Origin of the sequence: Streptomyces sp. NPDC006140 (genome assembly GCF_040628815.1) — a bacterium.
Lineage (GTDB): Bacteria > Actinomycetota > Actinomycetes > Streptomycetales > Streptomycetaceae > Streptomyces.
On record NZ_JBEXTS010000016.1, the window covers coordinates 71,675 to 93,565 of the forward strand.

General features: G+C 73.9%; 19 protein-coding genes. 10 read left to right on the forward strand and 9 right to left on the reverse strand.

Annotated features, from left to right (window positions below):
- Positions 1-155 precede the first annotated feature (155 nt).
- The 5 genes from ABZ386_RS33385 to ABZ386_RS33405 form a co-directional block, all read right to left on the reverse strand.
- The gene (locus tag ABZ386_RS33385; RefSeq protein WP_351345715.1) at positions 156-1,820 is read right to left on the reverse strand and encodes an alkaline phosphatase D family protein; all 1,665 of its coding nucleotides are present in this window, start codon (positions 1,818-1,820) and stop codon (positions 156-158) included.
- Between the two features lie 224 nt (positions 1,821-2,044).
- The gene (locus ABZ386_RS33390; protein ID WP_351345718.1) at positions 2,045-2,809 is read right to left on the reverse strand and encodes a metallophosphoesterase; all 765 of its coding nucleotides are present in this window, start codon (positions 2,807-2,809) and stop codon (positions 2,045-2,047) included.
- Positions 2,806-3,093: a BON domain-containing protein gene (locus ABZ386_RS33395; RefSeq protein WP_114249975.1), complete on the reverse strand. Its 288-nt coding sequence runs from the start codon at positions 3,091-3,093 to the stop codon at positions 2,806-2,808. Before ABZ386_RS33395 ends, ABZ386_RS33390 begins: the two co-directional genes overlap by 4 nt.
- A gap of 12 nt (positions 3,094-3,105) precedes the next feature.
- Positions 3,106-3,783, reverse strand: coding sequence for a hypothetical protein (locus ABZ386_RS33400; protein WP_351345722.1), 678 nt, complete (start codon positions 3,781-3,783; stop codon positions 3,106-3,108).
- 132 nt (positions 3,784-3,915) lie between these two features.
- Complete coding sequence (locus tag ABZ386_RS33405; protein WP_355724333.1) at positions 3,916-5,802, reverse strand: protein-arginine deiminase family protein; 1,887 nt, start codon at positions 5,800-5,802, stop codon at positions 3,916-3,918.
- 220 nt (positions 5,803-6,022) lie between these two features.
- Here ABZ386_RS33405 and ABZ386_RS33410 point away from each other — a divergent pair, with 220 nt between their 5' ends.
- The 3 genes from ABZ386_RS33410 (at position 6,023) to ABZ386_RS33420 (ending at position 11,283) form a co-directional block, all read left to right on the forward strand.
- The gene (locus ABZ386_RS33410) at positions 6,023-6,232 is read left to right on the forward strand and encodes a hypothetical protein (protein WP_114249972.1); all 210 of its coding nucleotides are present in this window, start codon (positions 6,023-6,025) and stop codon (positions 6,230-6,232) included.
- A 130-nt stretch (positions 6,233-6,362) separates the two neighbouring features.
- Positions 6,363-6,932, forward strand: coding sequence for a hypothetical protein (locus ABZ386_RS33415; protein WP_356617661.1), 570 nt, complete (start codon positions 6,363-6,365; stop codon positions 6,930-6,932).
- Positions 6,933-6,948: 16 nt separating this feature from the next.
- A complete protein-coding gene (locus ABZ386_RS33420) occupies positions 6,949-11,283 on the forward strand; it encodes a cation-translocating P-type ATPase (protein ID WP_358967307.1) in 4,335 nt (1,444 codons plus the stop codon).
- Between the two features lie 91 nt (positions 11,284-11,374).
- On the opposite strand, the gene ABZ386_RS33425 is transcribed toward ABZ386_RS33420, so the two are convergent.
- Positions 11,375-11,824, reverse strand: coding sequence for an SRPBCC family protein (locus ABZ386_RS33425; RefSeq protein ID WP_351345735.1), 450 nt, complete (start codon positions 11,822-11,824; stop codon positions 11,375-11,377).
- Between the two features lie 151 nt (positions 11,825-11,975).
- Here ABZ386_RS33425 and ABZ386_RS33430 point away from each other — a divergent pair, with 151 nt between their 5' ends.
- From ABZ386_RS33430 to ABZ386_RS33440, 3 genes are all read left to right on the forward strand, one after another.
- Positions 11,976-12,416, forward strand: coding sequence for a phage holin family protein (locus ABZ386_RS33430; RefSeq protein WP_351345738.1), 441 nt, complete (start codon positions 11,976-11,978; stop codon positions 12,414-12,416).
- Positions 12,413-12,901, forward strand: coding sequence for a DUF3618 domain-containing protein (locus tag ABZ386_RS33435; RefSeq protein WP_358967310.1), 489 nt, complete (start codon positions 12,413-12,415; stop codon positions 12,899-12,901). The genes ABZ386_RS33430 and ABZ386_RS33435 overlap by 4 nt, the downstream gene beginning before the upstream one ends.
- Before the next feature lie 83 nt (positions 12,902-12,984).
- The gene (locus ABZ386_RS33440; RefSeq protein ID WP_351345744.1) at positions 12,985-13,437 is read left to right on the forward strand and encodes a flavodoxin family protein; all 453 of its coding nucleotides are present in this window, start codon (positions 12,985-12,987) and stop codon (positions 13,435-13,437) included.
- A 3-nt stretch (positions 13,438-13,440) separates the two neighbouring features.
- Here the strand turns inward: ABZ386_RS33440 and ABZ386_RS33445 are convergent, their stop codons facing one another.
- Complete coding sequence (locus tag ABZ386_RS33445) at positions 13,441-14,529, reverse strand: YihY/virulence factor BrkB family protein (protein WP_358967312.1); 1,089 nt, start codon at positions 14,527-14,529, stop codon at positions 13,441-13,443.
- Between the two features lie 477 nt (positions 14,530-15,006).
- Here ABZ386_RS33445 and ABZ386_RS33450 point away from each other — a divergent pair, with 477 nt between their 5' ends.
- The 4 genes from ABZ386_RS33450 (at position 15,007) to ABZ386_RS33465 (ending at position 19,807) form a co-directional block, all read left to right on the forward strand.
- Positions 15,007-15,639, forward strand: coding sequence for a GNAT family N-acetyltransferase (locus ABZ386_RS33450; RefSeq protein ID WP_358967315.1), 633 nt, complete (start codon positions 15,007-15,009; stop codon positions 15,637-15,639).
- 184 nt (positions 15,640-15,823) lie between these two features.
- Complete coding sequence (locus tag ABZ386_RS33455) at positions 15,824-16,504, forward strand: lytic polysaccharide monooxygenase (RefSeq protein ID WP_351345753.1); 681 nt, start codon at positions 15,824-15,826, stop codon at positions 16,502-16,504.
- 254 nt (positions 16,505-16,758) lie between these two features.
- Positions 16,759-18,765 carry a DUF1996 domain-containing protein gene (locus ABZ386_RS33460; protein WP_358967394.1) on the forward strand — a complete coding sequence of 669 codons (2,007 nt, stop codon included), beginning with the start codon at positions 16,759-16,761 and terminating at the stop codon, positions 18,763-18,765.
- A gap of 277 nt (positions 18,766-19,042) precedes the next feature.
- Positions 19,043-19,807 (forward strand): sulfite exporter TauE/SafE family protein, encoded by a 765-nt coding sequence (locus ABZ386_RS33465; protein ID WP_351345756.1) that lies wholly within the window; start codon positions 19,043-19,045, stop codon positions 19,805-19,807.
- Between the two features lie 148 nt (positions 19,808-19,955).
- Here the strand turns inward: ABZ386_RS33465 and ABZ386_RS33470 are convergent, their stop codons facing one another.
- Both ABZ386_RS33470 and ABZ386_RS33475 read right to left on the reverse strand, forming a co-directional pair.
- Entirely contained in the window at positions 19,956-20,918 is a 963-nt protein-coding gene (locus ABZ386_RS33470; protein WP_355727396.1) for a DMT family transporter, read from the reverse strand.
- A 101-nt stretch (positions 20,919-21,019) separates the two neighbouring features.
- A complete protein-coding gene (locus ABZ386_RS33475) occupies positions 21,020-21,784 on the reverse strand; it encodes a chitosanase (protein ID WP_358967318.1) in 765 nt (254 codons plus the stop codon).
- Between the last annotated feature and the right edge of the window lie 107 nt (positions 21,785-21,891).

Here is a 21,891-nt window from a genome sequence, read left to right on the forward strand (position 1 = left end):
ATGTGTCTCCTTCGGTCACGGTGTCCGGTACGGATGTCGATCACGGTGAAGCTCCGGCAGAGGCCTTGCCGGAACGGCCCGGCGTGATGTCCCGGGCCGCGCCGTTTCGCGCTTTGGTGCCGGGAAGGGCGCCAAGTGCAGTACGGTCGGTCGCCTCACGCGGACTTCAGGCCGGGCGAGCCCACCTCCGTGACGAAGGACGCGGACGTCGATACGGCGCCCCCGGGCGTGGTGATGGCCGACACGGTCCGGAAGTCGACCTGGGCGTTCTCGCGGCCCAGCTCGACCCGGACGTAGCCGCGCCGGCCGTCGAAGTACTTCATGTGCGGGTTGGCCTTCATGTAGGTGTCCCAGTCGCTCGGCTTCTCGGCGCCGTTGCCGCCGCTGGCGATGGAGGTGCAGGTGAACTCCGTGCCCACCGTCTTCGACGCCGGGTCGTCGAAGTCCTCCTTGATGTCGAAGGCGTAGCCGACGTGGACGTCGCCGGTGAGGACCATCCAGTTGTCCAGGCCCGCCGCCTTGGCACCCGCCATGACCCGGTTGCGGGAGGCGCGGTAGCCGTCCCAGGCGTCCATGGAGACCCGGGCCGGCGAGGTCAGGTCGAACTTGCGCTGGGAGAAGCACACCTGCTGGGGCATCACGTTCCACAGCGCCCGCGAGGTCCGCCAGCCCTCCAGCAGCCAGCGCTCCTGGGCGTCGCCGGTGAGGGTGCGGGCCGGGTCGTCCGACTCGGTGCCCGGCGCGTGCGGACGGTCGTTGTAGGCCTGGTCCGAGCGGTACTGGCGGGTGTCGAGGATGTCGAACTGGGCGAGCGAGCCCCAGGCCAGCCGGCGGTACAGCCGGGCGTCGGGCCCCTGCGGCAACTGGTCGGCGCGCAGCGGCTGGTTCTCCCAGTACGCCCGGTAGGCGGCGGCGCGCCGCACCAGGAACTGCTCCGGGGGACTGCCCTTCTCGTCGACGGCGCCCGCGTAGTTGTTCTCGGTCTCGTGGTCGTCCCAGGTGACGACGAACGGGTGCTGGGCGTGCGCCGCCTGCAGGTCGGGATCGCTCTTGTAGAGCGCGTAGCGCAGCCGGTAGTCCGCCAGCGTCGTCGTCTCGCGGTTGAACACGTCGGGCAGCTTGCGGTCGGTGTAGCGGCGGGCCCCGCCGGCCGAGTCCACCGCGTACTCGTACAGGTAGTCGCCGAGGTGGAAGACCACGTCGACGTCCTCCTGCGCCAGATGCCGGTGGGCGGTGTAGTAGCCGTCCTGGTAGGCCTGGCAGGCGACCGCGGCCAGCCGCAGGCCGTCGGTGTCGCTGTCCTCGGCCGGTGCCGTCCGGGTGCGGCCGACGGGGCTGATCCAGGCGCCCACCCGGAACCGGTAGTAGTACTGGCTGTCCGGCATCAGGCCCTTGACGTCCACGTGCACGCTGTGGGCGTACTCGGGGTGGGCCGTGGCGACACCCCGGTGCTCGACGAAGGCGAACCACTCGTCCATGGCGACTTCCCAGTAGACGACGACCCGCTGCTGCCCCAGGCCGCCGTCCTCCGCGAACGGCTCGGGAGCGAGCCGCGTCCAGATCAGCACCGAGTCGGGCAGCGGGTCGCCGGAGGCCACGCCGAGGGTGAACGGGTCGTCGGTGATCCGGGCCGCGTCCAGCTCCGGGGCGGCGGTGGCGCCCCGGGCCGGCCGGTTGGTGGCGAAGGCGAGCATCGCGGCGGCCGCGGTGACGGTGAGGAAGCGGCGCCGGGCGACATGCGGTGCCGCGGTGCGCAGTACGGCGTCGTGCGGGGAGAAGGCATGCTCGGACGGTGGTCTTTGACGGCCCGTCAGCGCCATCTGGTGTCCTCTCGTACGGGGCAGGGCGCCCCGACGCGGACGCGTGGGGACATCGCCGACGTGCGGAGCGCGGAGCTCGCATGCTAAGCAGACAAAATGCCTGAAACCGGTACGACGTGCGGGGGGTTCACACCAGAGGGGGTACGGGGGAGCGCACCGGGCGGCGGCGCACCACGGAAACCGCCGCCGGCGAGACGCCGGCGGCGGTGGGAGAACGGGTCGGTCTATCCGGCTTGTTGTGCGGCGGCCCCGGTCGTCGCGGGCTCCCGGACCGGCAGGTGGTAGACGTGGAAGGCCCGCCCGATCACCGGCTGGGCGACGTTGCGCACCCGCACGCCGCCGCTCGTCATGCCGTGCTCGGTGCCGGCGTGCGCGTGCCCGTGCACCGCGAGGTCGGCGCCGGCGGTGTCGATCGCCTCGGCCAGCAGGTAGCTGCCCAGGAACGGGTAGATCTCCAGCGGCTCGCCCGCCAGCGTCTCCGCCACGGGGGAGTAGTGGGTCAGGGCGATCCGCGCGTCGCAGCCCTCCTCGCCGAGCCGCTCCAGGGCGGTCCGCAGGGCGTCGGCGCTCCGGCGCGAGTACCGGACGAACTCCTTCATGACCGGCTCGCCGAACTCCCCGGCGCAGCGGCCGACGAAGCCGCCCCCGAACCCCTTGGTGCCGGCCACGCCGATCCGCGCCCCGCCGCTCTCCACGATCGTGCCCTGCCCCTCGAGGACCTGGGTGCCGGCGTCCCGCAGGATGGCCGAGACCTCGTCCGGCCGGTCGTCGTGATGGTCGTGGTTGCCCAGGACGGCGACCACCGGGACGCCGAGGTCGCGGACCTCCCGGGCCACCACCCGCATCTCCTCGGGCGTGCCGTGCCGGGTGAGGTCCCCGGCCAGCAGCAGGAGGTCGGCGCATTCGGGCAGGGTCTCGAAGGCGGGGCGGAGCACGCCCTGGCTGTCGGGCCCCATGTGGATGTCTCCGACGGCTGCGATGCGGATCATGCGAGCTCCTCCGCGTGGTCGGGGGACGACGCCTCGGTGACGACGAGGTCGCTGTGCACCGGGACACCGGCGAACTCCTCCTTGACGGTGCGCAGGATCTCGTCGCGGCAGGGCGCCGAGGGCACGGTGCCGGTGAGCAGCACCGACTGGCCGCGGGCCTCGACCCGGACGCCCAGTTCCCCCAGCTCGCCCGAGGCGAGGCGGTCCTGGAGGTGGGCGATGCGGTAGTCCAGGTTCTCGGCCGGCGTCTCGCCGCCCGTGTCCTGGGAACCGTGGGTGCTCATGGGGGTGCTCCTTCAGATGACGTTCAGGCGCTCCAGGAGGAAGAAGAAGGCCGCGGGCATGGGCTCGTCCCCGCACTCGCGCCGCACCTGCTCCCAGTCCACCTTCTCCCGCAGGGCGCGCGCGATGGGCAGGGCCGCGCCGAAGTCGCAGTGGTGCTCGGAGAACGCGGCGATCAGGCTCCACAGCAGGTCGGTCGGGGCCAGTACGGGCATCCGCACCGAGTCCACCGACAGCTCCTCCCCCCGCTGAAGCATGTCCACGCCGACCGGCCGGTGCGCCAGCTCGAAGATGATGTCGACCGGCTGGCCGAAACACGTGGCCTTGATCAGCCAGTCCTCCGGCGGGGTGTAGACCGTCAGCCCCGCCTCGCGGAGCGTGGCCGCCACCGCGTCCGCGTCCTCGGGCCGGATGGCGAAGTCGACGTCGTGCTGGAGGTTCTTCTCGCCGCCGTGGGCGTACGCGGCCACGCTCCCGGCCAGCGCGAACAGGTGCCCCTTCCGCTTCAGCAGGGCACCGACCTGCTTGGCCGCCTCCAGGATCGCCTGGTTGCGGTCCAGGGGCAGCTCCTGGGGCGGTTCGTCGGCCTGCGGGTCCTGGGGTGGCGCGGGCTCGGGCGACTCCGGCGCCCGCCGGAGGTCGGGGACACCCGGTCGCCGGACGAGCGTCACGTCATCACCGTTCTGCGTCATGACCACTCCATTCGCCGAACCGGACACCGCTGCCGTGCGGTGCCCGGACCCGTGACGGCCTGCGTTGCCTGCTCTGAGTACCCGGCGCTCCCGGGCCGACACGGAAGGCTTCCGAAGTGCGCCGGGTCCCGGTCACCGGCCCGGGCCGGTGCTCCACCAGGGCACGCCGCCGGAGGTGTCCCGCAGGGCGTTCGTCGCGCAGTGCACCTCGCCGCCCGCCAGATGCGACCAGGCGAAGTTCTCCACCCAGTGCACCCGGACCCCGCCGGTGGCCAGGGCCTCCTCGGCCGCGGCGCGGAACAGGTCGCGGCCGCGCACCTTCGGCCCGTGCGGATCGGGCGCGGCGTAGTCCCGGGCCGTCAGGGACAGGCCGTTGGCCAGGCTGGGGGAGTAGGCGATGGCGCCCTCGGGCTCGCCCGGGGCCACGGAGGCCATCGCGTACAGCACGGGCAGGCGGACCAGGTCGTCGCGGGACAGGCCCGTCTCCCGCAGCAGCACCGCGAGCTGGTCGTCGATGCGGCGCGCCGCCTCCTCGTTGCCGGCGAGGAAGTCCTCGTCGCCCAGCAGGGCGTCGACCGTGGGCGTGCGCTCCGCGGACGTGTCGGCGAACATCCGCTGCCCGCCCTCCCCGGCCCGCCGCGCCTGCCGCAGCAGCTCCACCGCCTGACGGGGATCGGCGACCGCGAGGGTCCAGCCGCGCCCGTTGCGGGCCCGCACGACGTGGACCGTCTCGTCCACGTGGCCGACCAGCAGCCACGACGTGTCGATGGTGATCGACGGCTGACTGCGCTGCGCCTCGATCATCCGCACGAACGCCGGATCGGGCGCCCGGTGCGGGGCCGTGCCGTAGAGGACCCGCCCGTGCGGGTGGCCCTCGTACGGCGGGACCGACTCGAAGTTGCCGGTGAAGTTCTGCAGGTCGACACCGCTCGGCCCGCGTCCCGGCGTGAACTGCTGCACCACCCCGACATCGGGCCCCCGGAAGTCACGGAAGAGCAGCCGCGCCGACCTGCTCAGCGTGGCCTCGGCGCCCTCCGGCGGGGCCCACAGCACCGGCGCGCGCAGCAGCACCCGCATGCGGTGCTCCCCGCCGCCGGGTGCCGGGACGCTCGCCACGGCCGGTTCGACCATGTCCTGCCGCCAGATGTCCCGCCACCACTGCTCCGTACCGGCCGTGAAGGTCACGTCCCGCCGGGGCAGTCCCGCGGCCTCGGCCGCCCGCACCAGCGAGGAGGCGAACGGCCGCCACTCCCGCGGCCGGTAGGCCTCGCCCACGCTCCACGGCCCCGGCGGGACACCGCGTCCCGGGCCCGGCCGGGCCGCGAAGACCCGCTCGGCGCGCTGCAGGTCGTGCTGGAACAGCACGGGCGCCACCTTCAGACGCACCCGGTCGGAGGAGGTACGGCCGCGGTCGGTGACCGTGAGGGTGACGGTGACTTCGCCGTCCCAGCGCCGCGGGTCGCGGACGATGTCCCGCCCCTCCAGGGCCAGTTCGGCACCGGCCCGCAGCTCCCGGGCGGTCAGCGGCCCGCGCAGGACCCGCAGCACCCCGTCGCGCCGGACGAACAGCCGCACGTACGGCGCCTGCGCCGCCGCCACCTCCACCCTCCCCGAGGCACTCTCGCCGACCCGGGACGGCGGGATGCGCAACGGGGCGAGATCCGCCTCGTCCCGCACCCCGTTGACCCGCTCGTCCGCCGCGTCGTGGCAGGCCGCCAGCCGCTCGTCCACCTCCGGGTCCATCCGGTCCAGGTCACCGGGGCGCATCCGGCAGCGCCGCGAGTCGTCGTCGACGTTGGCGAGGAAGACCGCGCCGCGTCCCGGCCGCCACGCCTCCTCGCCCGCCTCGTCGGACGTCCCCGCGACGTCCACACGGCCGTCCTGGTTCACATCGGCGCGCAGATCCGCGACCGGCGCCGGTTGCTGTGCGGCCGCCGTCGTTCCGGTGGCGGCGACCAGCAGGGCCACGGTCGCGACGGCGGTACGGCGCGGCAGGCGCGCCCTGGGCGTTTCGGGCATGACGAGTTCTCCTCGGGCAGACGAGGGGCCGGTACGGGAGGACGTCCGCGGACCATGCTCGCCCCGCCGCCGGGCGCCGCACATCGTGCTGTGCGCCGAGGCGACGACTACATCGATCGGCCTACCGGACACCCGGACCCTCCTCCCGGGTGGCGGCCCCCGCCCGGCCTGGCGACGCTGATACGGCACCCACTCCGCCCGCACCTCCCGAGGAGCACCCATGCGCCAGCTGCCGTACGCCCTGCTCACCGCCCTGGTCCTGGCGGCGCCTACCGTCCCCGCCCACGCCGCCGCCCGCCCCGCGGACGTCACCGCGAGCCAGTGCATCGCCGGCGGCGGCATGATCATCATCTCCGCCGTGGGCAACGGATCGGAGTCGTACACCAAGCGCTGCGAGGGCGGGATCCACGACGGCCAGACGGTCGTCTGAACCCCCGCGGACCTTCCTCGGCCGCCCTCGGCCGAACAAGAAAAGCGCTTGCTCCACCAAAGGCGGAATATGGGGCAAAGAGCTGGGAAACCGGTTGAAGCCGCTGGACAACGCGCTTGTGGAGGTCGACATGAACCAGGAACCCTCACGTTCGTCCGATCTTCCGCAGCCCTTGCGGGCCGTGGCCTCGGGCCTGAAGCACGTGCCCGGGGCGGAACAGGTCGGCAAGATCGCCGGAGACGCCCTGGACCGCATCGGCGCGGTCTCACCACGCGGCCGCCGGATGGCCGTCTACGCCGGTGCCGGTGTGCTCGGCGTGGCCGGAGTGGTGGAGTGGCCGGTGGCGCTGACCGGCGCGGCCGTCGCCTGGCTGACCCAGCCCAGGCCAGGACAGCGGCCCGACGACGCGTCGGCGAACGGCGGGACGACCGGCACGACCGGTGAACACCGCCCCGCCCAGGACCGGCCGGACGACCAGGACACCTCCTCGTACGGCCCCGGCGGCAGACTCGCCGCGTCCCACTACCGGCACGACCGGCCGGAACACCACGTCCACGAACAACCCGCCAAGGTCGGCGACACCGCCACCGCCTCCGCACTGAAGAAGGTCGCCGAGGCCACCGCGCACCACGGCACCCACGAGGAGCCGGACCGGGAGCACGCCCACCGGCACGCACACGACAGCCACCCCACCGGCTGAACCGGGACACCAGCAGATGCTCACACGTTTCGACGTCGCCCCGCTCGTCGGGGCCGTGGCCGGGGCGGCCGCAGGCGCCGCCCGCAGCACCGCCCAGGGAGTGACGTCCGTCTACGACACCACGCGCCGCGTCCGCAACGTCGCGCGCAACGCCCTGACGGGCGGACAGCACTGGACGGCCGGGCAGCGCGTCCACCTCGCCCTGCGGCACGCCGACGGCGACGCCGGCGCACTCGCCCGGAAGGTCGCCGCGGACCTGCTCGACCACCCCGACGTGCTGACCGCGTACTGGGACGGGGGGCTCTCCCGCCTGGTGGTCACCGTCGTGGAGGACGCCGCCACCGACCGCGTCGCCGAGCGCGCCACCGCGCTCGCCGCCCGCTTCGGCCTGACCGAGGGGGCCGACCCGGTCGCCGAGGAGGCCACCCACCCCGGCGATCCCCGCGAGGTGCGCGTCGCCGCGGGCGCGATCCTGCTCGACGCCGCCGGCGCGGCCGGAGCCCTGGCCGGCCGCTCGCTGCGCCTGCCGCCCACCTCACGCATCGTCACCGCCACCGTCACCCTGCTGCGGGAGAACCCCCGCTTCCGGGCCCTGCTCCGGCAGCGGTTCGGCAAGTCCGGCATGGAACTCGTCCTCGCCGGCGTCAACGCCGCCGCGCACGGCGCCGGCCAGTCGCCGCTGGCCCTGCTGCTCGACGGCATGCTGCGCGGCAGCCAGCTGACCGAAGCCGTGGCCAGGGCCGCGGCCTTCGAGGCGCTGCACGACGACATCTGCCGCGAACGGCGCACCAGCGTGCCCTGCCCGCCGGGCACCCGGCCGCCGCTCAAGGTGACACCCGCCCAGGAGTACGCCTCCCACGCCAGCACCGGCAGCCTCGCCGGCGCCGCCGCCACGCTCCTCGTCACGCACAGCGCGCGGGAAGCGGCCGAAGCGGTCCTCGCCGGATCCCCGAAGGCGGCCCGCTACGGACCGGCCGCGTTCAGCGCCACCCTCGGCACCTTCCTCGCCCAGGCCGGGATCCTCGTGCGCAGCGGTGAGCGCCTGCGGCAGCTGGAGATCGCCGACGCCCTCGTCCTGCACGCCGACGCCCTGCGCAGCCTGCGCCCGGACACCGGCAACGACCCCGACGGCCTGCCCGACGACCCGGTCCACCCCTTCGCCGAGGCCGTCCTCGACGCCGCCCGCCGGGCCGGACTGCACGTCGTGATCGCCGGCGGCTCCGACCTGAAGGACATCACCCGGCTCGCCGACGAGGTCGCCCCGAGCGCGAAACCGTTCGCCGACGTCGTACGGGCCCTCCAGGACGACGGGCACGTGGTGGTCACCGTCGCCCGCCTCGACGAGTCCGGCGACGGGCACGTGGGCGCCGGGCTGCCCGCCGGCGACGTGGCCATCGCCCTCACCGACGGCCGGGCGGCCGTCCCCTGGGGCGCCGACGCGCTGGCACCCGGCGGACTCGCCGACGTCTGGCGGCTGCTGACGGCGATCCCGGCCGCCCGGCGCGTCGGACGCCGCTCCCAGACCCTCGCCCGCGCCGGCGCCGCCCTGTCGGGCCTCCTGGTCGCCCGCGGCGGACAGCCCCCGGGGAGGCACCTCCTGTGGCCCCTCACCCGGCACGCCCCCGTCAACATCGCCGCCGCGAACGCCCTGCTCGCCGGCTGGCTCGAAGCCGCCCGGGTGGCCCGGGCCACCCCGCCCCCGCCCCGGCTGCACATCCCCTGGCACGCCCTGGAACCCGACGAGGCCCGCGCCCGGCTCGGACGCACCGGCCCCGACGCGGAGCCCGGCGGACTCGCCCTGCTCGCCGACCGCTCACGCCGGCAGGTCGCCCGCCTGGGCCGCCACCCCGTCGCCGCCCCCGCCCGCTGGACCTGGCAGGCGGCCGGCGCCGTCCGCCGCGAACTCGACGACCCGCTCACCCCCGTCCTCGCCACCGGCGCCGTCGCCTCGGCGCTGCTCGGCTCCCTCGTCGACGCGCTGCTGGTCGTCGGCGCCATGGACCTCAACGCCGTGACGGGCGGGCTCCAGCGGCTGCGCGCCGAACAGGCCCTGGCCCGGCTGGCCGCCCGGCAGCAGCCCAAGGCCCGCAGGCAGGACAGCCGCAAACGCACCGTCACCGTCGACGCCGCCCGGCTACGGCCCGGCGACGAGATCAGCCTCGACGCCGGCGACGTCGTACCGGCCGACGCCCGGCTGCTGGACGCCGACGGCCTCGAGGTCGACGAGTCCGCGCTCACCGGCGAGTCCCTGCCGGTGGCCAAGGCCGTCGAGGCGACGCCCGGCGCACCCGTGGCCCAGCGCGCCTGCATGGTGTTCGAAGGCACCACCGTCGTGGCCGGCCGCGCCACCGCGCTCGTCGTCGACACCGGCGACCAGACCGAGGCGGGCCGGGCCGTCACCCTCGCCGCCCGCACCCCGCCGCCCGCCGGCGTCCAGGCCCGGCTGCAGGAACTGACCCGCAAGGCCCTGCCCGTGACCTTCACCGGCGGCGCCGCCGTGACCGGCCTGTCCCTGCTGCGCGGCAGCCCCGTACGACGCGCCGTCAGCGGCGGTGTCGCGGTCGCCGTCGCCGCCGTCCCCGAAGGGCTCCCGCTCGTCGCCACGGTGGCGCAGATGGCGGCCGCCCGCCGGCTGTCCCGGCGCGGCGTCCTGGTCCGCACCCCGCGCACCCTGGAGGCGCTCGGGCGGGTCGACACCGTCTGCTTCGACAAGACCGGCACCCTCACCGAGAACAAACTGCGCCTCGTCCGCGTCGCCACCTCCGATGGCACCGTCCTGGCCACCGACACCGACCAGGCCGAGCCGATCGTGCGCCTGGCAGCCCGGGCCTGCCCGCAGGAGGAGACCGGACAGGGACGCCGCGTCGCCCACGCCACCGACGAGGCCGTCCTCGACGTCGCCCCGCCCGACCAGGGCTGGACACCCACCGGCGAGCTGCCCTTCGAGACCCGGCGGGGCTACGCCGCCGCCGTCGGCCGCGACGGCGACCCCGACTTCGGTGAACTCCTCGTCGTCAAGGGCGCCCCCGAGACGATCCTGCCCGCCTGCCGCGACCTCCCCGCGCACGCCACCGACACCGCCCACGAGCTGGCCGCACAGGGCCTGCGCGTCCTCGCCGTCGCCCGGCGCCCCTGCCGGGCCGACGACGCCGAGAGCGAACTCGACGCACCCCTCGCCGACCTGGAGTTCAGCGGTTTCGTCGCGCTCGCGGACGTGCCCCGCGACACCTCGCACGCCCTGCTCGCCGAACTGCGCCGCTCCGGCATCCTGCCCGTCATGCTCACCGGCGACCACCCGGAGACCGCCCGCGCCATCGCCCTGCAACTGGGCTGGCCGGAGGAGACCGAGGTGGTCACCGGTGACGAGCTGGTCGCCATGGAGCGCGGCGAACGCGTCCGGGCCCTGCACGGCGCGGGCGTCGTGGCCCGGGTCGCCCCCGAGCAGAAACTCCACGTCGTGGAGGCCCTGCAGCAGGCCGGCCGGGTCGTGGCGATGGCCGGCGACGGCGCCAACGACGCCGCCGCCATCCGCGCCGCCGACGTCGGCGTCGGCATCGAGTCCCGCGGCTCCGCCGCCGCCCGCAACGCCGCCGACCTCGTGCTCACCACCGGCGACCTGTCCGTCCTGGTCGACGCGGTCGTCGAGGGCCGCGCCCTGTGGCGCAGCGTCGCCGACGCGGTGAGCATCCTCATCGGCGGCAACGCCGGCGAGGTCGGCTTCAGCGTCCTCGGCACCCTGCTGGCCGGCGCCTCGCCCCTGTCGACCCGTCAGCTGCTGCTGGTCAACCTGCTCACCGACATGTTCCCGGCCATGGCGGTCGCCGTCACCCCGAGCGACGACCCCTCGACCGCGGAGCACGCCGCGACCGGCCCGATGGGCCTGAACGTCCTCGGCGCGCCCCTGCTGCGCTCCATCCGCCGCCGCGGCATCACCACCTGCCTCGGCGCGGTCACGGCGTACCTCATCGGCCGCCTCACCCCCGGTACCGAACGCCGCTCCACCACCATGGCCCTGTGCGGCGTGGTCGGCGCCCAGCTGGTGCAGACCCTCTCCGGGCGGCGCCACAGCCCCCTGGTGTGGGTCACGGCCCTCGGCTCGGCCGCCGTCCTGGCCGCGCTCGTCCAGACCCCCGGCGTCAGCCACTTCTTCGGCTGCACCCCGCTCGGCCCCGTGGCCTGGGCCGGAGTCGCGGCGGCCATCGCCCTGTCGGCCCTGGCACCGCGCCTGGAACGCCTCCAGGCCGTCCACAGCCTCTACGACGGCGCGGCCCGGCTCGCCCTGAGCCTGAACGACCTGATCGGACAGGCCCGGCAGCTGCTGCGGAGCGGCGTCGCCGCCCCCGTGGCCTGACGCACCGGCACAGACGCACCGGCACAGACGCACCGGCACAGCAAAAGGCCGCCACCACTGCACGTGGTGGCGGCCTTCCGCTGCCCTGCGGTCAGACCTCGCCGCGCCAGGCCCCCGTCTCCGTGCCCCGGGCCTCCATGTACTCCTTGAAGCGCCGCAGATCACCGGAGACCTGCCGCTTCACGAACCCGAGCTTGTCGCCCACGGTCTCGGCCACGCCACTGGGGTCGAAGTCCATCTGCAGCATGACCTTGGTCGTGTCGTCCTGGATGCGGTGGAAGGTCACCACACCGGCCTGCCGGGCCTCGCCGCCCACGGTGGTCCAGGCGACGCGCTCGTCGGGGATCTGCTCGGTGATCTCCGCGTCGAACTCCCGCTCCTGGCCGCCGACCTTCGTCACCCAGTGCGTCAGCGTGTCGGTGCGCTGCTCGATGCGCTCCACGCCGTCCATGAACTCCGGAAAGGTCTCGAACTGGGTCCACTGGTTGTAGGCGGTGTGCACCGGCACGCGGACCTCGATGGATTCCTCTACCTGCGACAAGGCGGTACCTCCCTTTCTCTTACGGTGAGCGACGGACGGGTACCAGGTCTCGCGCCGGCCACGCATGGTCACCACGACTTGTCCGACCAGGTGTCCTTCCCGCCCCGACCGGGGTACCCGGCCCGCACCGACGGACCGGGAGGTGATCGTCATGGCGGACACGGACCGCACGGCCGGTGCCGCTCGCCCGGGGACCGCGCCGCAGGCCGGCGACGAACCCACGAGCGAGCTGGTGCAGCGGGCCACCGAACAGCTCTCCGAACTGGTACGGGGCGAAATGCGCCTCGCCCGGGCGGAGATGACCGAGAAGGGCAAGCGCTTCGGCAAGGGCGGCGGCCTGTTCGGCGGAGCTGGGGTCCTGGGCTTCGTCACGCTCCAGGCCCTCGTCGCCACGGCGATCGCGGCCCTGGCCGTACCGCTGCCGGTCTGGGCGGCGGCGCTGATCGTCACGGGCGTCCTCGCCGTCGCCACGGGCCTGACGGCGCTGGCCGGCCGCAAGCAGGTGCGCAGTGCCACCCCGCCCGCCCCGCAGCAGACCATCGACAGCGTGAAGGCCGATGCGGCCGAGATCAAGGAGAGTGCTCAACGATGACCCAGCCCCCGCACGACGAGCCCACCGCTCGCAGCCAGGAGGAACTGCGCGAGCAGGTCGAGCGCACCCGCCACGAACTGGGGGACACCGTCCAGGAACTGGCGGACCGGGCCGATGTGAAGACCCGCGCCCGCGAGAAGGCGCTGGCGGTCAGGGAACAGGCCGGGACCAAGGCACACGCCTGGCGCGGCCAGGCCCGGACGAAGGCGGCGCACGTCGCCCACGCCGTGGAGGAGAAGCTGCCGGATCCGGTGAAGGAGAAGGGCGCCGCCGCCGCTCACGGCGCGAAGGAGAAGGCGGCGCACGTCGCCCACGCCGTGGAGGAGAAGCTGCCCGAGCCGGTGCGGCAGAAGGCCGCACAGGCGGAGCAGGCCTGGCAGGACAAGGCCCCGCAGCCGGTACGCGACCACCGGGCCGCGCTGCTGGCGGGCGCCGGAGCCGCGCTCGTGGCCTGGCTGCTCATCCGCCGCCGCAACCGCGGCTGAGCGACACCGCGGCCCCACCTGTGCGACACCGGCCCCCGTCGCTGCTTGCGGCGACGGGGGCCGGCACGGCAGGGTCGGGTGCCGTGGCCACCTTGCTGATCGTCCATCACACGCCCTCGCCCCACTGCCAGGCGCTGTTCGAAGCCGTCGTCTCCGGCGCCACGGACCCCGAGATCGAGGACGTGCGCGTGGTACGCCTGCCCGCCCTGTCCGCCACCGCCTCCGACGTGCTCGCCGCCGACGGCTACCTCCTCGGCACCCCCGCCAACCTCGGCTACATGTCGGGTGCCCTCAAGCACTTCTTCGACCAGGTCTACTACCCGTGCCTGGACGCGACCCGCGGCCGGCCCTTCGGCTACTGGGTGCACGGCGGCAACGACGTCACCGGAGCGGTCCGGGGCATCGAGTCGGTCACCACGGGCCTCGGCTGGCGCCGCGCCGCCGAGGCCGTGACCGTGACCGGCGCGCCGGACAAGGGAGACGTCGAGCGGTGCTGGGAACTGGGCGCGACCGTCGCCGCCGGACTCATGGGCTGAGCGTCAGGTCCCCTCCAGCCGGCGCCGGTCCTGCTCGTCCCAGGTGCGGGTGTCACGCGGCTGGGTGTACGGCTCCGCCTCCGGCGGATGACCGCCGGCGATGGCCCGCTGCCGCACCGTCTCCGCGTCGAACTCCAGGCCCAGCAGGATCGCCAGGTTGGTGATCCACAGCCACACCAGGAAGACGATGACACCGGCCATCGTGCCGTAGGTCTTGTTGTACGAGGCGAAGTTGGCCACGTAGACCGCGAAGCCGGCGGACGCGACCATCCAGATCAGCAGGGCCAGCACACTGCCCGGGGTGATCCAGCGGAAGCCCTTCACCTTGGCGTTCGGGGTCGCCCAGTACAGGATCGCGATCATGATCGTGACCAGCACCACCAGGGCGGGCCACTTCGCGATCGACCACACCGTCAGCGCGGTGTCCCCGATCCCGAGCGCGGTTCCGGCCTGCCGGGCCAGCGCGCCCGTGAAGACCACGATCAGCGCGCTGATCACGGCCAGCACCATCAGCACGACCGTCACCCCCACCCGCACCGGCAGCAGCTTCCACACCGGCCGGCCCTCGGGCATGTCGTAGACGGCGTTGGCGGAGCGGATGAACGCTCCCACGTAGCCGGACGCCGACCACACCGCGAGGACCAGACCGACGATCGCCATCAGCGAGCCGATGCCGGCGTTGCCCTGCAACTGCTCGACGGCCCGGGTGATGATGTCGCGCGCCGAGCCGGGGGCGAACTGCTGGACGTTGTCGAGCAACTTGTCGGTGGTCGACCGGCCGGTGATGCCCAGCAGCGACACCAGCACCAGCAGCGCGGGGAACAGCGCCAGCACCCCGTAGTAGGTCAGCGCCGCCGCCCGGTCGGTCAGTTCGTCGTCCTTGAACTCCCGCAGGCTCCCCTCCAGCACCGCGCCCCAGGACTTCCGGGGCAGGTCGCTCGGCGAGTCCGGCGCCGCACGCTCCACCTCGGGGCCCGGCCCGGGTTCCTCCGCAGCCGGGGGAGGGGCGGAGGACCGATGCGGATCGGAGGCCCGGTGCGGAGCGTCGTCCAGGTGGTGCTCTTTTCGTCCCGGGATATGCAGCTTCACCATGGGGGCCGGGTAACCCCTGGCCGTCCCCTTAAGCCGCGCTCACCCGAGCCGGGTCCGGCAGGCCACGCGCGCGGTGTCACCCCCGCAGCGCTGGCCCCCGCCGCTCCAGCGCCTCCGCCAGGACCCGCACCGCTTTCGGTCCGACCCCGTGCTGGGCCAGGAGTTCCGCCCGGGAGTGCCGGGCCACCCGCTCCAGCGTCGTCAGGCCCGCACCGCACAGGCCCTGGATGGCGGGCCTGCCGATCCAGGACGGCAGGTCCCCGCCGGGGTGGAGAACGCGGCCCTGCCGGACCGGCTCCCCTCCTCGACCTCGGGGAGGGCGAGGGCCGCCTTGCGCAGCTGCGTCACGGTGGTCATGGCCGGAGCTCGCACACCCGCCGCGCCGCGCTCAGGGCGTCGGAGGAGCCCGTGGCCGGGTGGCCGACAGGCCCCGTAACCGGGTTGAGGGAGCGCTCCCACGCACGGCACCATGCCGCCATGACCACCACCCCCGCCATCCGGCGCTACCGGCCCGAGGACCGGCCTGCCCTCGACGACATCTGCGTCCGCACCGCGCACCAGGGCCAGGACAGTCGCCCCCACTACGTGGACCCGGGCATCTTCCCGGTGACCTTCGCGGCCCCGTACGTCCAGTTGGAGCCGGACCTGGTCTTCGTGCTGGACGACGGCCAGGGGCGGGCGGTCGGCTACATCCTCGGGGCCGCCGACACCCCGCGCTTCGCCGAGGCCTTCCGCGCGACGTGGCTCCCCCTGGTCGCCGACCGCTACCCGGAGCCGCCCCGGCCGCCGCGCACCCCGGACGAGGCGATGGCGCACCTGCTGCACCACCCCGAGCGGATGGTCGTCCCCGAAGTGGCCGCGTACCCCGCCCATCTGCACATCGACCTGCTTCCGGAGTGGCAGGGCCGCGGCTGCGGGCGCCGCCTGATGCGGACGTTCCTGGCGGCCCTCCAGGACAAGGGCGTGCCGGCCGTCCACCTGGCGATGGTGACGGCCAACACGGGGGCCAGGGCCTTCTACGACCGCATGGGCTTCCACGCGATCGACGTCCCCGGGGACGATTCCGTCGCCTACCTGGGGCGCACCACAAAGGAATTGGACCGCCTCTGACCGGGGGCCGCCCGTCGAACGGATCGAACGCGCCACGAGGCACGGAAGTGGCGCAATCGTGCGTTGCCGACCCTGGCCATCGGGCGCAGCCTGTGCCTTGCGGGAGCGCTCCCACGCACTCCCGCAACCCCCACGCACGGCACATCGACCGCACGACAACCCCCACATCCGGAAGAAGGAGATCATGAATTGTCATGGTCATGCTCTTAAGGTGCGCAGGATCAGGTCCCGTCTGACGCTCGCCCTGAGCGCGCTGGTCGCCGCTCTGCTCAGCCTGATCCCGTGGAGCGGCACCGCCGTCGCCCACGGCTCGGTCGTCGACCCGGCCTCACGCAACTACGGCTGCTGGCTGCGCTGGGGCAACGACTTCCAGAACCCCGCGATGGCCCAGCAGGACCCCATGTGCTGGCAGGCCTGGCGGGACAACCCCAACGCCATGTGGAATTGGAACGGCCTGTACCGCAACGGCTCCGGCGGCAACTTCCAGGCCGTCGTCCCCAACGGCCAGCTGTGCAGCGGCGGGCGGACCGAGGGCGGCCGGTACAACTCCCTCGACACGGTCGGCGCGTGGAAGACGACGGACGTCGGCGCCAACTTCACCGTGAAGCTGTACGACCAGGCCAGCCACGGCGCCGACTACTTCCTGGTCTACGTCACGCGACAGGGCTTCGACCCCACCACCCAGCCGCTGACCTGGAACGACCTCCGGCTCGTCGCCCGCACCGGCAAGTACGCGCCCAGCCAGAACTACTCGATCCCGGTGAGCACGTCCGGGCTGAGCGGCCGGCACGTGGTCTACACGATCTGGCAGGCGTCGCACATGGACCAGACCTACTTCCTGTGCAGTGACGTGAACTTCCGCTGACCTGCCGCTTCCCCGCCGGCCCCCGGGGCCGGCGGGGCTCGGGCCGTCCGTGCTTCCTGAGAGTTCTCCAAGAATGTCCGCGGCGATTGAACACGCCGGCGCTCCCGTACGTACGGGACGGGGGGGATTTTCATGCCCGGCACGCCACACAGCGCAGGAGAACACCCTTGGGACGCAACACACGAAGACGCCCGACCGGCCCACGACGCGCGACCTTCGCCGCGGTCGCGCTGATCCTGGGCGGAGGCGGCCTGATGGCGGCGAACGTCTACGCCTCGGCCACGGGCGGCGGTTCAGGCGGTGAGGCCGCCCAGCCGCGGTCCGGCACGGGGGTGCGGACCACGGGCGCGACGATCGACTGCCCGGACGTCGGCAGCCGGCTCACCTCGGTCCCCGAGCGGGCGAGACCGGAGGTCGACAAGGAACTCGCCCTCCTGGACGAGCAGATCGCCCAGGCCTACCGGCGGCTGAGCACGTCGGCCGAACAGCTCCGGCAGGACGCCGGCTTCGCCGACAACGCCATCATGAACCCGCTGAAGGACAAACGGGCCGCCACCCTCGAGCGCATCGCGATCGCCATCGACCGCGTGGCGGACCGCCCGGCAGGGCTCGCACCCCTCGCGGCCTGCACCGTACGGGACTCCGGCAACCAGGCCCCCGCGCCGGACGCGGGCCAGGGCGGGGGCGGGCAGCCCGGCCAGGGCGAGGGCGGCCAGGACCAGGGGAACGGTCAGGACCAGGGGCAGGGCCAGGGCGGCAACGGCGGACAGGCGGGCAACGGCCCGGTCGCCGCCGACTTCGCGGACATCAAGAGCATCCAACCCGACGCGGGTGCCCCCCGGCCGCAGGGCGACGCCTCCCGCGGCTCCTTCGCCACCGACTGCGGTGTGAACGAGAACGGCCTGTTCAACTCCGACAACATCATCGCCGCGCCGGGCGTCACCAACGGCGCCCACCACTTCCACGACTACGTCGGCAACCAGGCCAACAACGCCTTCGCTAGCGACCAGGACCTCGCGAACGCAAAGACCAGTTGCGTCGACCAGGGCGACAAGTCCTCCTACTACTGGCCTGTGCTGCGCCTGCAGAACGGCACCCAGGAGCAGGACGCCACGTCGCCCGGCGGCGGCATCGAGGGCAACGCGGGCGAGATCGTCACGCCGAAGCAGGTCACGCTGACGTTCGTCGGCAACCCGCGCGACAAGGTCACCGCCATGCCGCGGCTGCTGCGCATCATCACCGGCGACGCCAAGTCGTTCGTCAACGGCCCCGCCAACGCCAACGCGTCCTGGAGCTGCACCGGCTTCGAGGACCGCCAGCTGAAGGACAAGTACCCGCTGTGCCCGCAGGGCAGCGACGTCGTACGGACCTTCAAGTTCCAGAGCTGCTGGGACGGCCGCAACATCGACAGCGCCAACCACCGCACCCACGTGGCCTTCGCGGACGCCGCCGGCACCTGCCCGTCCGGCTTCCGGCCCATCCCGCAGCTGGTCCAGCGCATCGTCTACGACGTCGACGCGCCGAGCCTGGACGACGGCGGCCGTACGACACCGCTGTTCGCGGTGGACTCCTTCCCGGAGCAGCTGCACAAGCCGGTCACGGACCACGGCGACTTCATCAACGTCTTCGACGAGGACCTGATGCGGGAGATGGTCGACTGCATCAACGAGGGCCGCACGTGCGGCGCCGGAGCGGGCGGCGGCCAGGACCCGGGGCCGGGCGAGGAGCCGACGCAGGAACCGACCAAGGAGCCGCAGGAGCCGCCCCGGACTCCCGAGGCCCCGCAGGAGCAGCCGACGAAGACGCCCGGCGCCGCGCAGGGCGGGAACGCCGGAGGCAAGCCCGGTGACCAGGCCGGCGACGGTGACGACGGCAAGGGCGAGGCACCGAAGCCCCCGGCGGACAGGCCGGCCCCCGAACCGGAGCCGGGCGACGCGTCCACGGCCCCCGGCAAGGCCGAGCCCGAGGTGAAGGCGACCGCCTCGGCCGACGGCGGCAACGCCGCAGGCCAGGGCGGCGAGAACAACGGCAACGACGCGGACGCCGACGGCCTCGGCGACTCCCAGGCCGTCGGCACGGCGACCAGCGCCGCGCCGACCCCGACGCCGACCCCGACGGCCACGGCCCCGCCCCTCACCGAGCCGCAGGCGGTCGGCGAGGGAGGCCTGGCCGACACCGGAGCCCAGCTCTGGCCGGCCGCGGCGGGTGCCGTACTGGTCATCGCGGGCCTCGTCGTGCTCCGCCGGGTGCGGCGCGGCTGAACGCCACGGCACGCCCACGGGTGAGCCACGGAACGGCGGCGGGATCCCCCTCGGATCCCGCCGCCGTTCCACAGGTCCGCCGTGTGTCCGCTGCTCGATGCCGATGCCGATGCCGATGCCGAAGGCGATGCGAATGGTGATGCCGAGGCCCGGCGGCGGCTCGCGGGCACGGACCAGGTCGCCGGGGCCGTCACCCTTCGACGGCCGCCGAAGTACCCACCCTCTAGCCTGACCTCATGAACCTCACCAGGCACGGTACACACGGCGGAGCGACGGCATGACGCCCTGGGAGATGGCCGCGGTGCTCGCCGCCGGCACGGGCGCCGGAGCCGTCAACGCCGTCGTCGGCTCGGGGACGCTGATCACCTTCCCGGTGCTGCTCGCCGCCGGACTGCCCCCGGTCACCGCGACGGTGTCGAACGGGCTCGGCCTGGTCCCCGGCTCCATCAGCGCGGCGATCGGCTACCGCGAGGAACTCAAGGGCCAGGGCCGGCGTGTCGTCCTGCTCGGCATCGGCGCGGTCCTGGGCGGTCTCGCGGGGGCCGTGCTGCTGCTGACCCTGCCCGCGGCGGCCTTCGAGCGGATCGTGCCGGTCCTGGTGGGCCTCGCCCTCGTCCTGGTCGCCTGCCAGCCCTGGATCGCCAGGAGGGTCCGCCGCCGGCGCGAGGCGGGCCGTCCCGGCCGCCGGGACGGCGGCCCGCTGCTGTTCACGGGCCTGACCCTGGCGAGCGTCTACGGCGGCTACTTCTCCGCCGCCCAGGGCATCATCTACGTCTCCCTGATGGGCATGCTGCTCGACGAGACGCTCCAGCGGCTCAACGCCGTGAAGAACGTGCTGGCCGCCGTCGTCAACACCGTCGCCGCCCTGCTCTTCCTCTTCTTCGCGGACTTCGACTGGACGGCTGTCGTCCTCATCGCCGCCGGTTCCGCCCTGGGCGGCCTGATCGGCGCCAGAACGGGACGCCGCTTCAGCCCCGCCGTCCTGCGCACCCTGATCGTCTCGGTCGGCACGGCCGCGCTCGTCCATCTGGTGCTCCACTGAGCCACCGTCAAGGCGCCGCACGCGCACCCGTCGTCGGTTCATCTCCGGCACCGTTGCGTGCACGCCGAGTGCGGGACCGCCCCAGCCCCACTGGAACACCGCGACGACCACGCCGTACGAGGCCGCCGTCCGTTAGACGCACGCGGGATCACTCCGGCATTCCAGGCACGCGGACTCCGCGCCCCCGCGGGCGGCCGTTCCCCCGAAAGGCCCGACCGTGTGCACGGCGTTCGCGCCCGGCCCGCCTCAGCGCCCCCGACCCCAGGGCCACGCCGAGCCCCACCAGCGCGCTGCCCGCCGCCTGCGCGAGGCCGTAGGAGCCCGTGCCGACGAGCGGTGCGGTGCCGGCCGCCGCCACCGGGATGAGGCCGGAGAAGAGGGTGGCGCGCTCCGCGCCGATCCGCTGCATGCCCATGTACCAGCACACGAAGCCGATCACGGTGACCACCACCGCCTGCCACAGCAGCGCGGCCGTCTCTACGGCGTCCGGGCGGCGCAGCCACCCGCCCCCGTCGAGCAGCGCGCCCACCGCCGCCGACTCCAGCGCGGCGACCGCGCACACCGTGGCCGACAGCAGCCTGGGCCCGAGCGGCCGCAGCACGGGCACGGCGAGCACGGCGAACCCGACCTCGCCCGCGAGGGCGCAGAGGGAGAAGGCGATGCCCGCGCCGTCCGTACGCCCCCAGCCCTGCACGGCGAAGGCGCCGACGGCCACGAGCAACGCCCCGTGGAGGACCGCCCGTTGGGGCCGGCGCCCGTCCAGCAGCGGCACGAGCACGGCGACGACCACCGGCGCACAGCCCACGAACACGCCGGGAACCGCCGGTTCCGCCGTGCGCTCCGCGGCGATGACGGCCAGGTTGAAGCCGACCATGCCGACCGCCGCGAGCAGGGCGAGACGGACCCACCGGCGAGGCCCGAGCCCCCTCAGCCGGGCGGCCGCGCCCTTCCCGGCGAGCGGGAGGAGCAGCAGGCAGGCCAGCCCGTAGCGCAGGAACTGGCCGCCCGCGTACGGGTAGTCGCCGAGGAGGCTGTTGGCGGTGAAGGACCCTCCGACGAGGACGCAGGCGAGCGCGGCGAGCAGGGCGCCGCGCGTGGTGGTGGCGTTCATACGGGCGACGCTAGGCAACCGCGCGGCCCGGGAAGGAGTCCACTTCCGCACCTGTTCGGCGGACCAATTTCCGCCCGGGCCGCAGTGGTCAGCCGATGTGGTCAGCCGATGTGGTAGCTGTCGCCGTAGACCTTCCAGTCCAGCGGCGGGTCGAGGTCGAGGTTGCCCCGGCGCAGGAAGACGCGCTGCGCGGTGTCGACACGGCTCGTGTCGCTGTGCGCCTCCTCCTGCCGCATGGCCCACACCCGTGCGTCCAGGAACGCGTCGAGGTACCGCACCTCGTCCCCGCCCTGCGCCGGCGGCTGCGCCGTGCGCAGCGCGCGCCTGCGGATGGCGCGGAAGCTCAGGGGGTCGGTGCCGTCGCCGTGCATCACGAGGGCGTCGTAGTAGGCGAACTGGCCCAGCACCCGCAGCCCGTCCGCCTTGCCCTGCCGGACCGCCGGGCCGAAGTACACCCGGTCGCGCTCGTCGTCCTGCGCCCGCCGGAACGCGGCGTCGCGGGCCGCCCGGCGCCAGTCGCCGGGGAAGCCCGGGTCGAGCCCGTCGTGCGAGTCGGAGCCGTTGACCGCGCGCAGCGCCGGCAGGTACGCCGCCAGGACGTTGCCGGGCCGGCGGTCGGTGTAGAACTCGACGAGGTCGAGCATGTCGCCGGTGCCGGAGCAGAACCCGATGATGCCGGCGGTGTAGCCGCGGCCGTCGCGGATGTCCTCGATGTACGGGTACTGCGCCGTCCAGTCGAGTGAGGAGTTCTCCGCGCTCGACACGAGCCGCATGGCGATCTCCTTCTTCGCCGGGTCGTCGAGCCCGACGGCGCGGACGGACGCCGCGGCGAACCGTACAAAACTGATAGGAAGGTTTCCTGTCACTGGGGGAGTGCAGGGGAAACAGATGAACGGAAAGTTCGTAGGGTCGAACAAGCGCGCCCGGCGGGAACCGTGAGCCCCGCTCGCACGTCAACTCTTTGCCCGGGTAG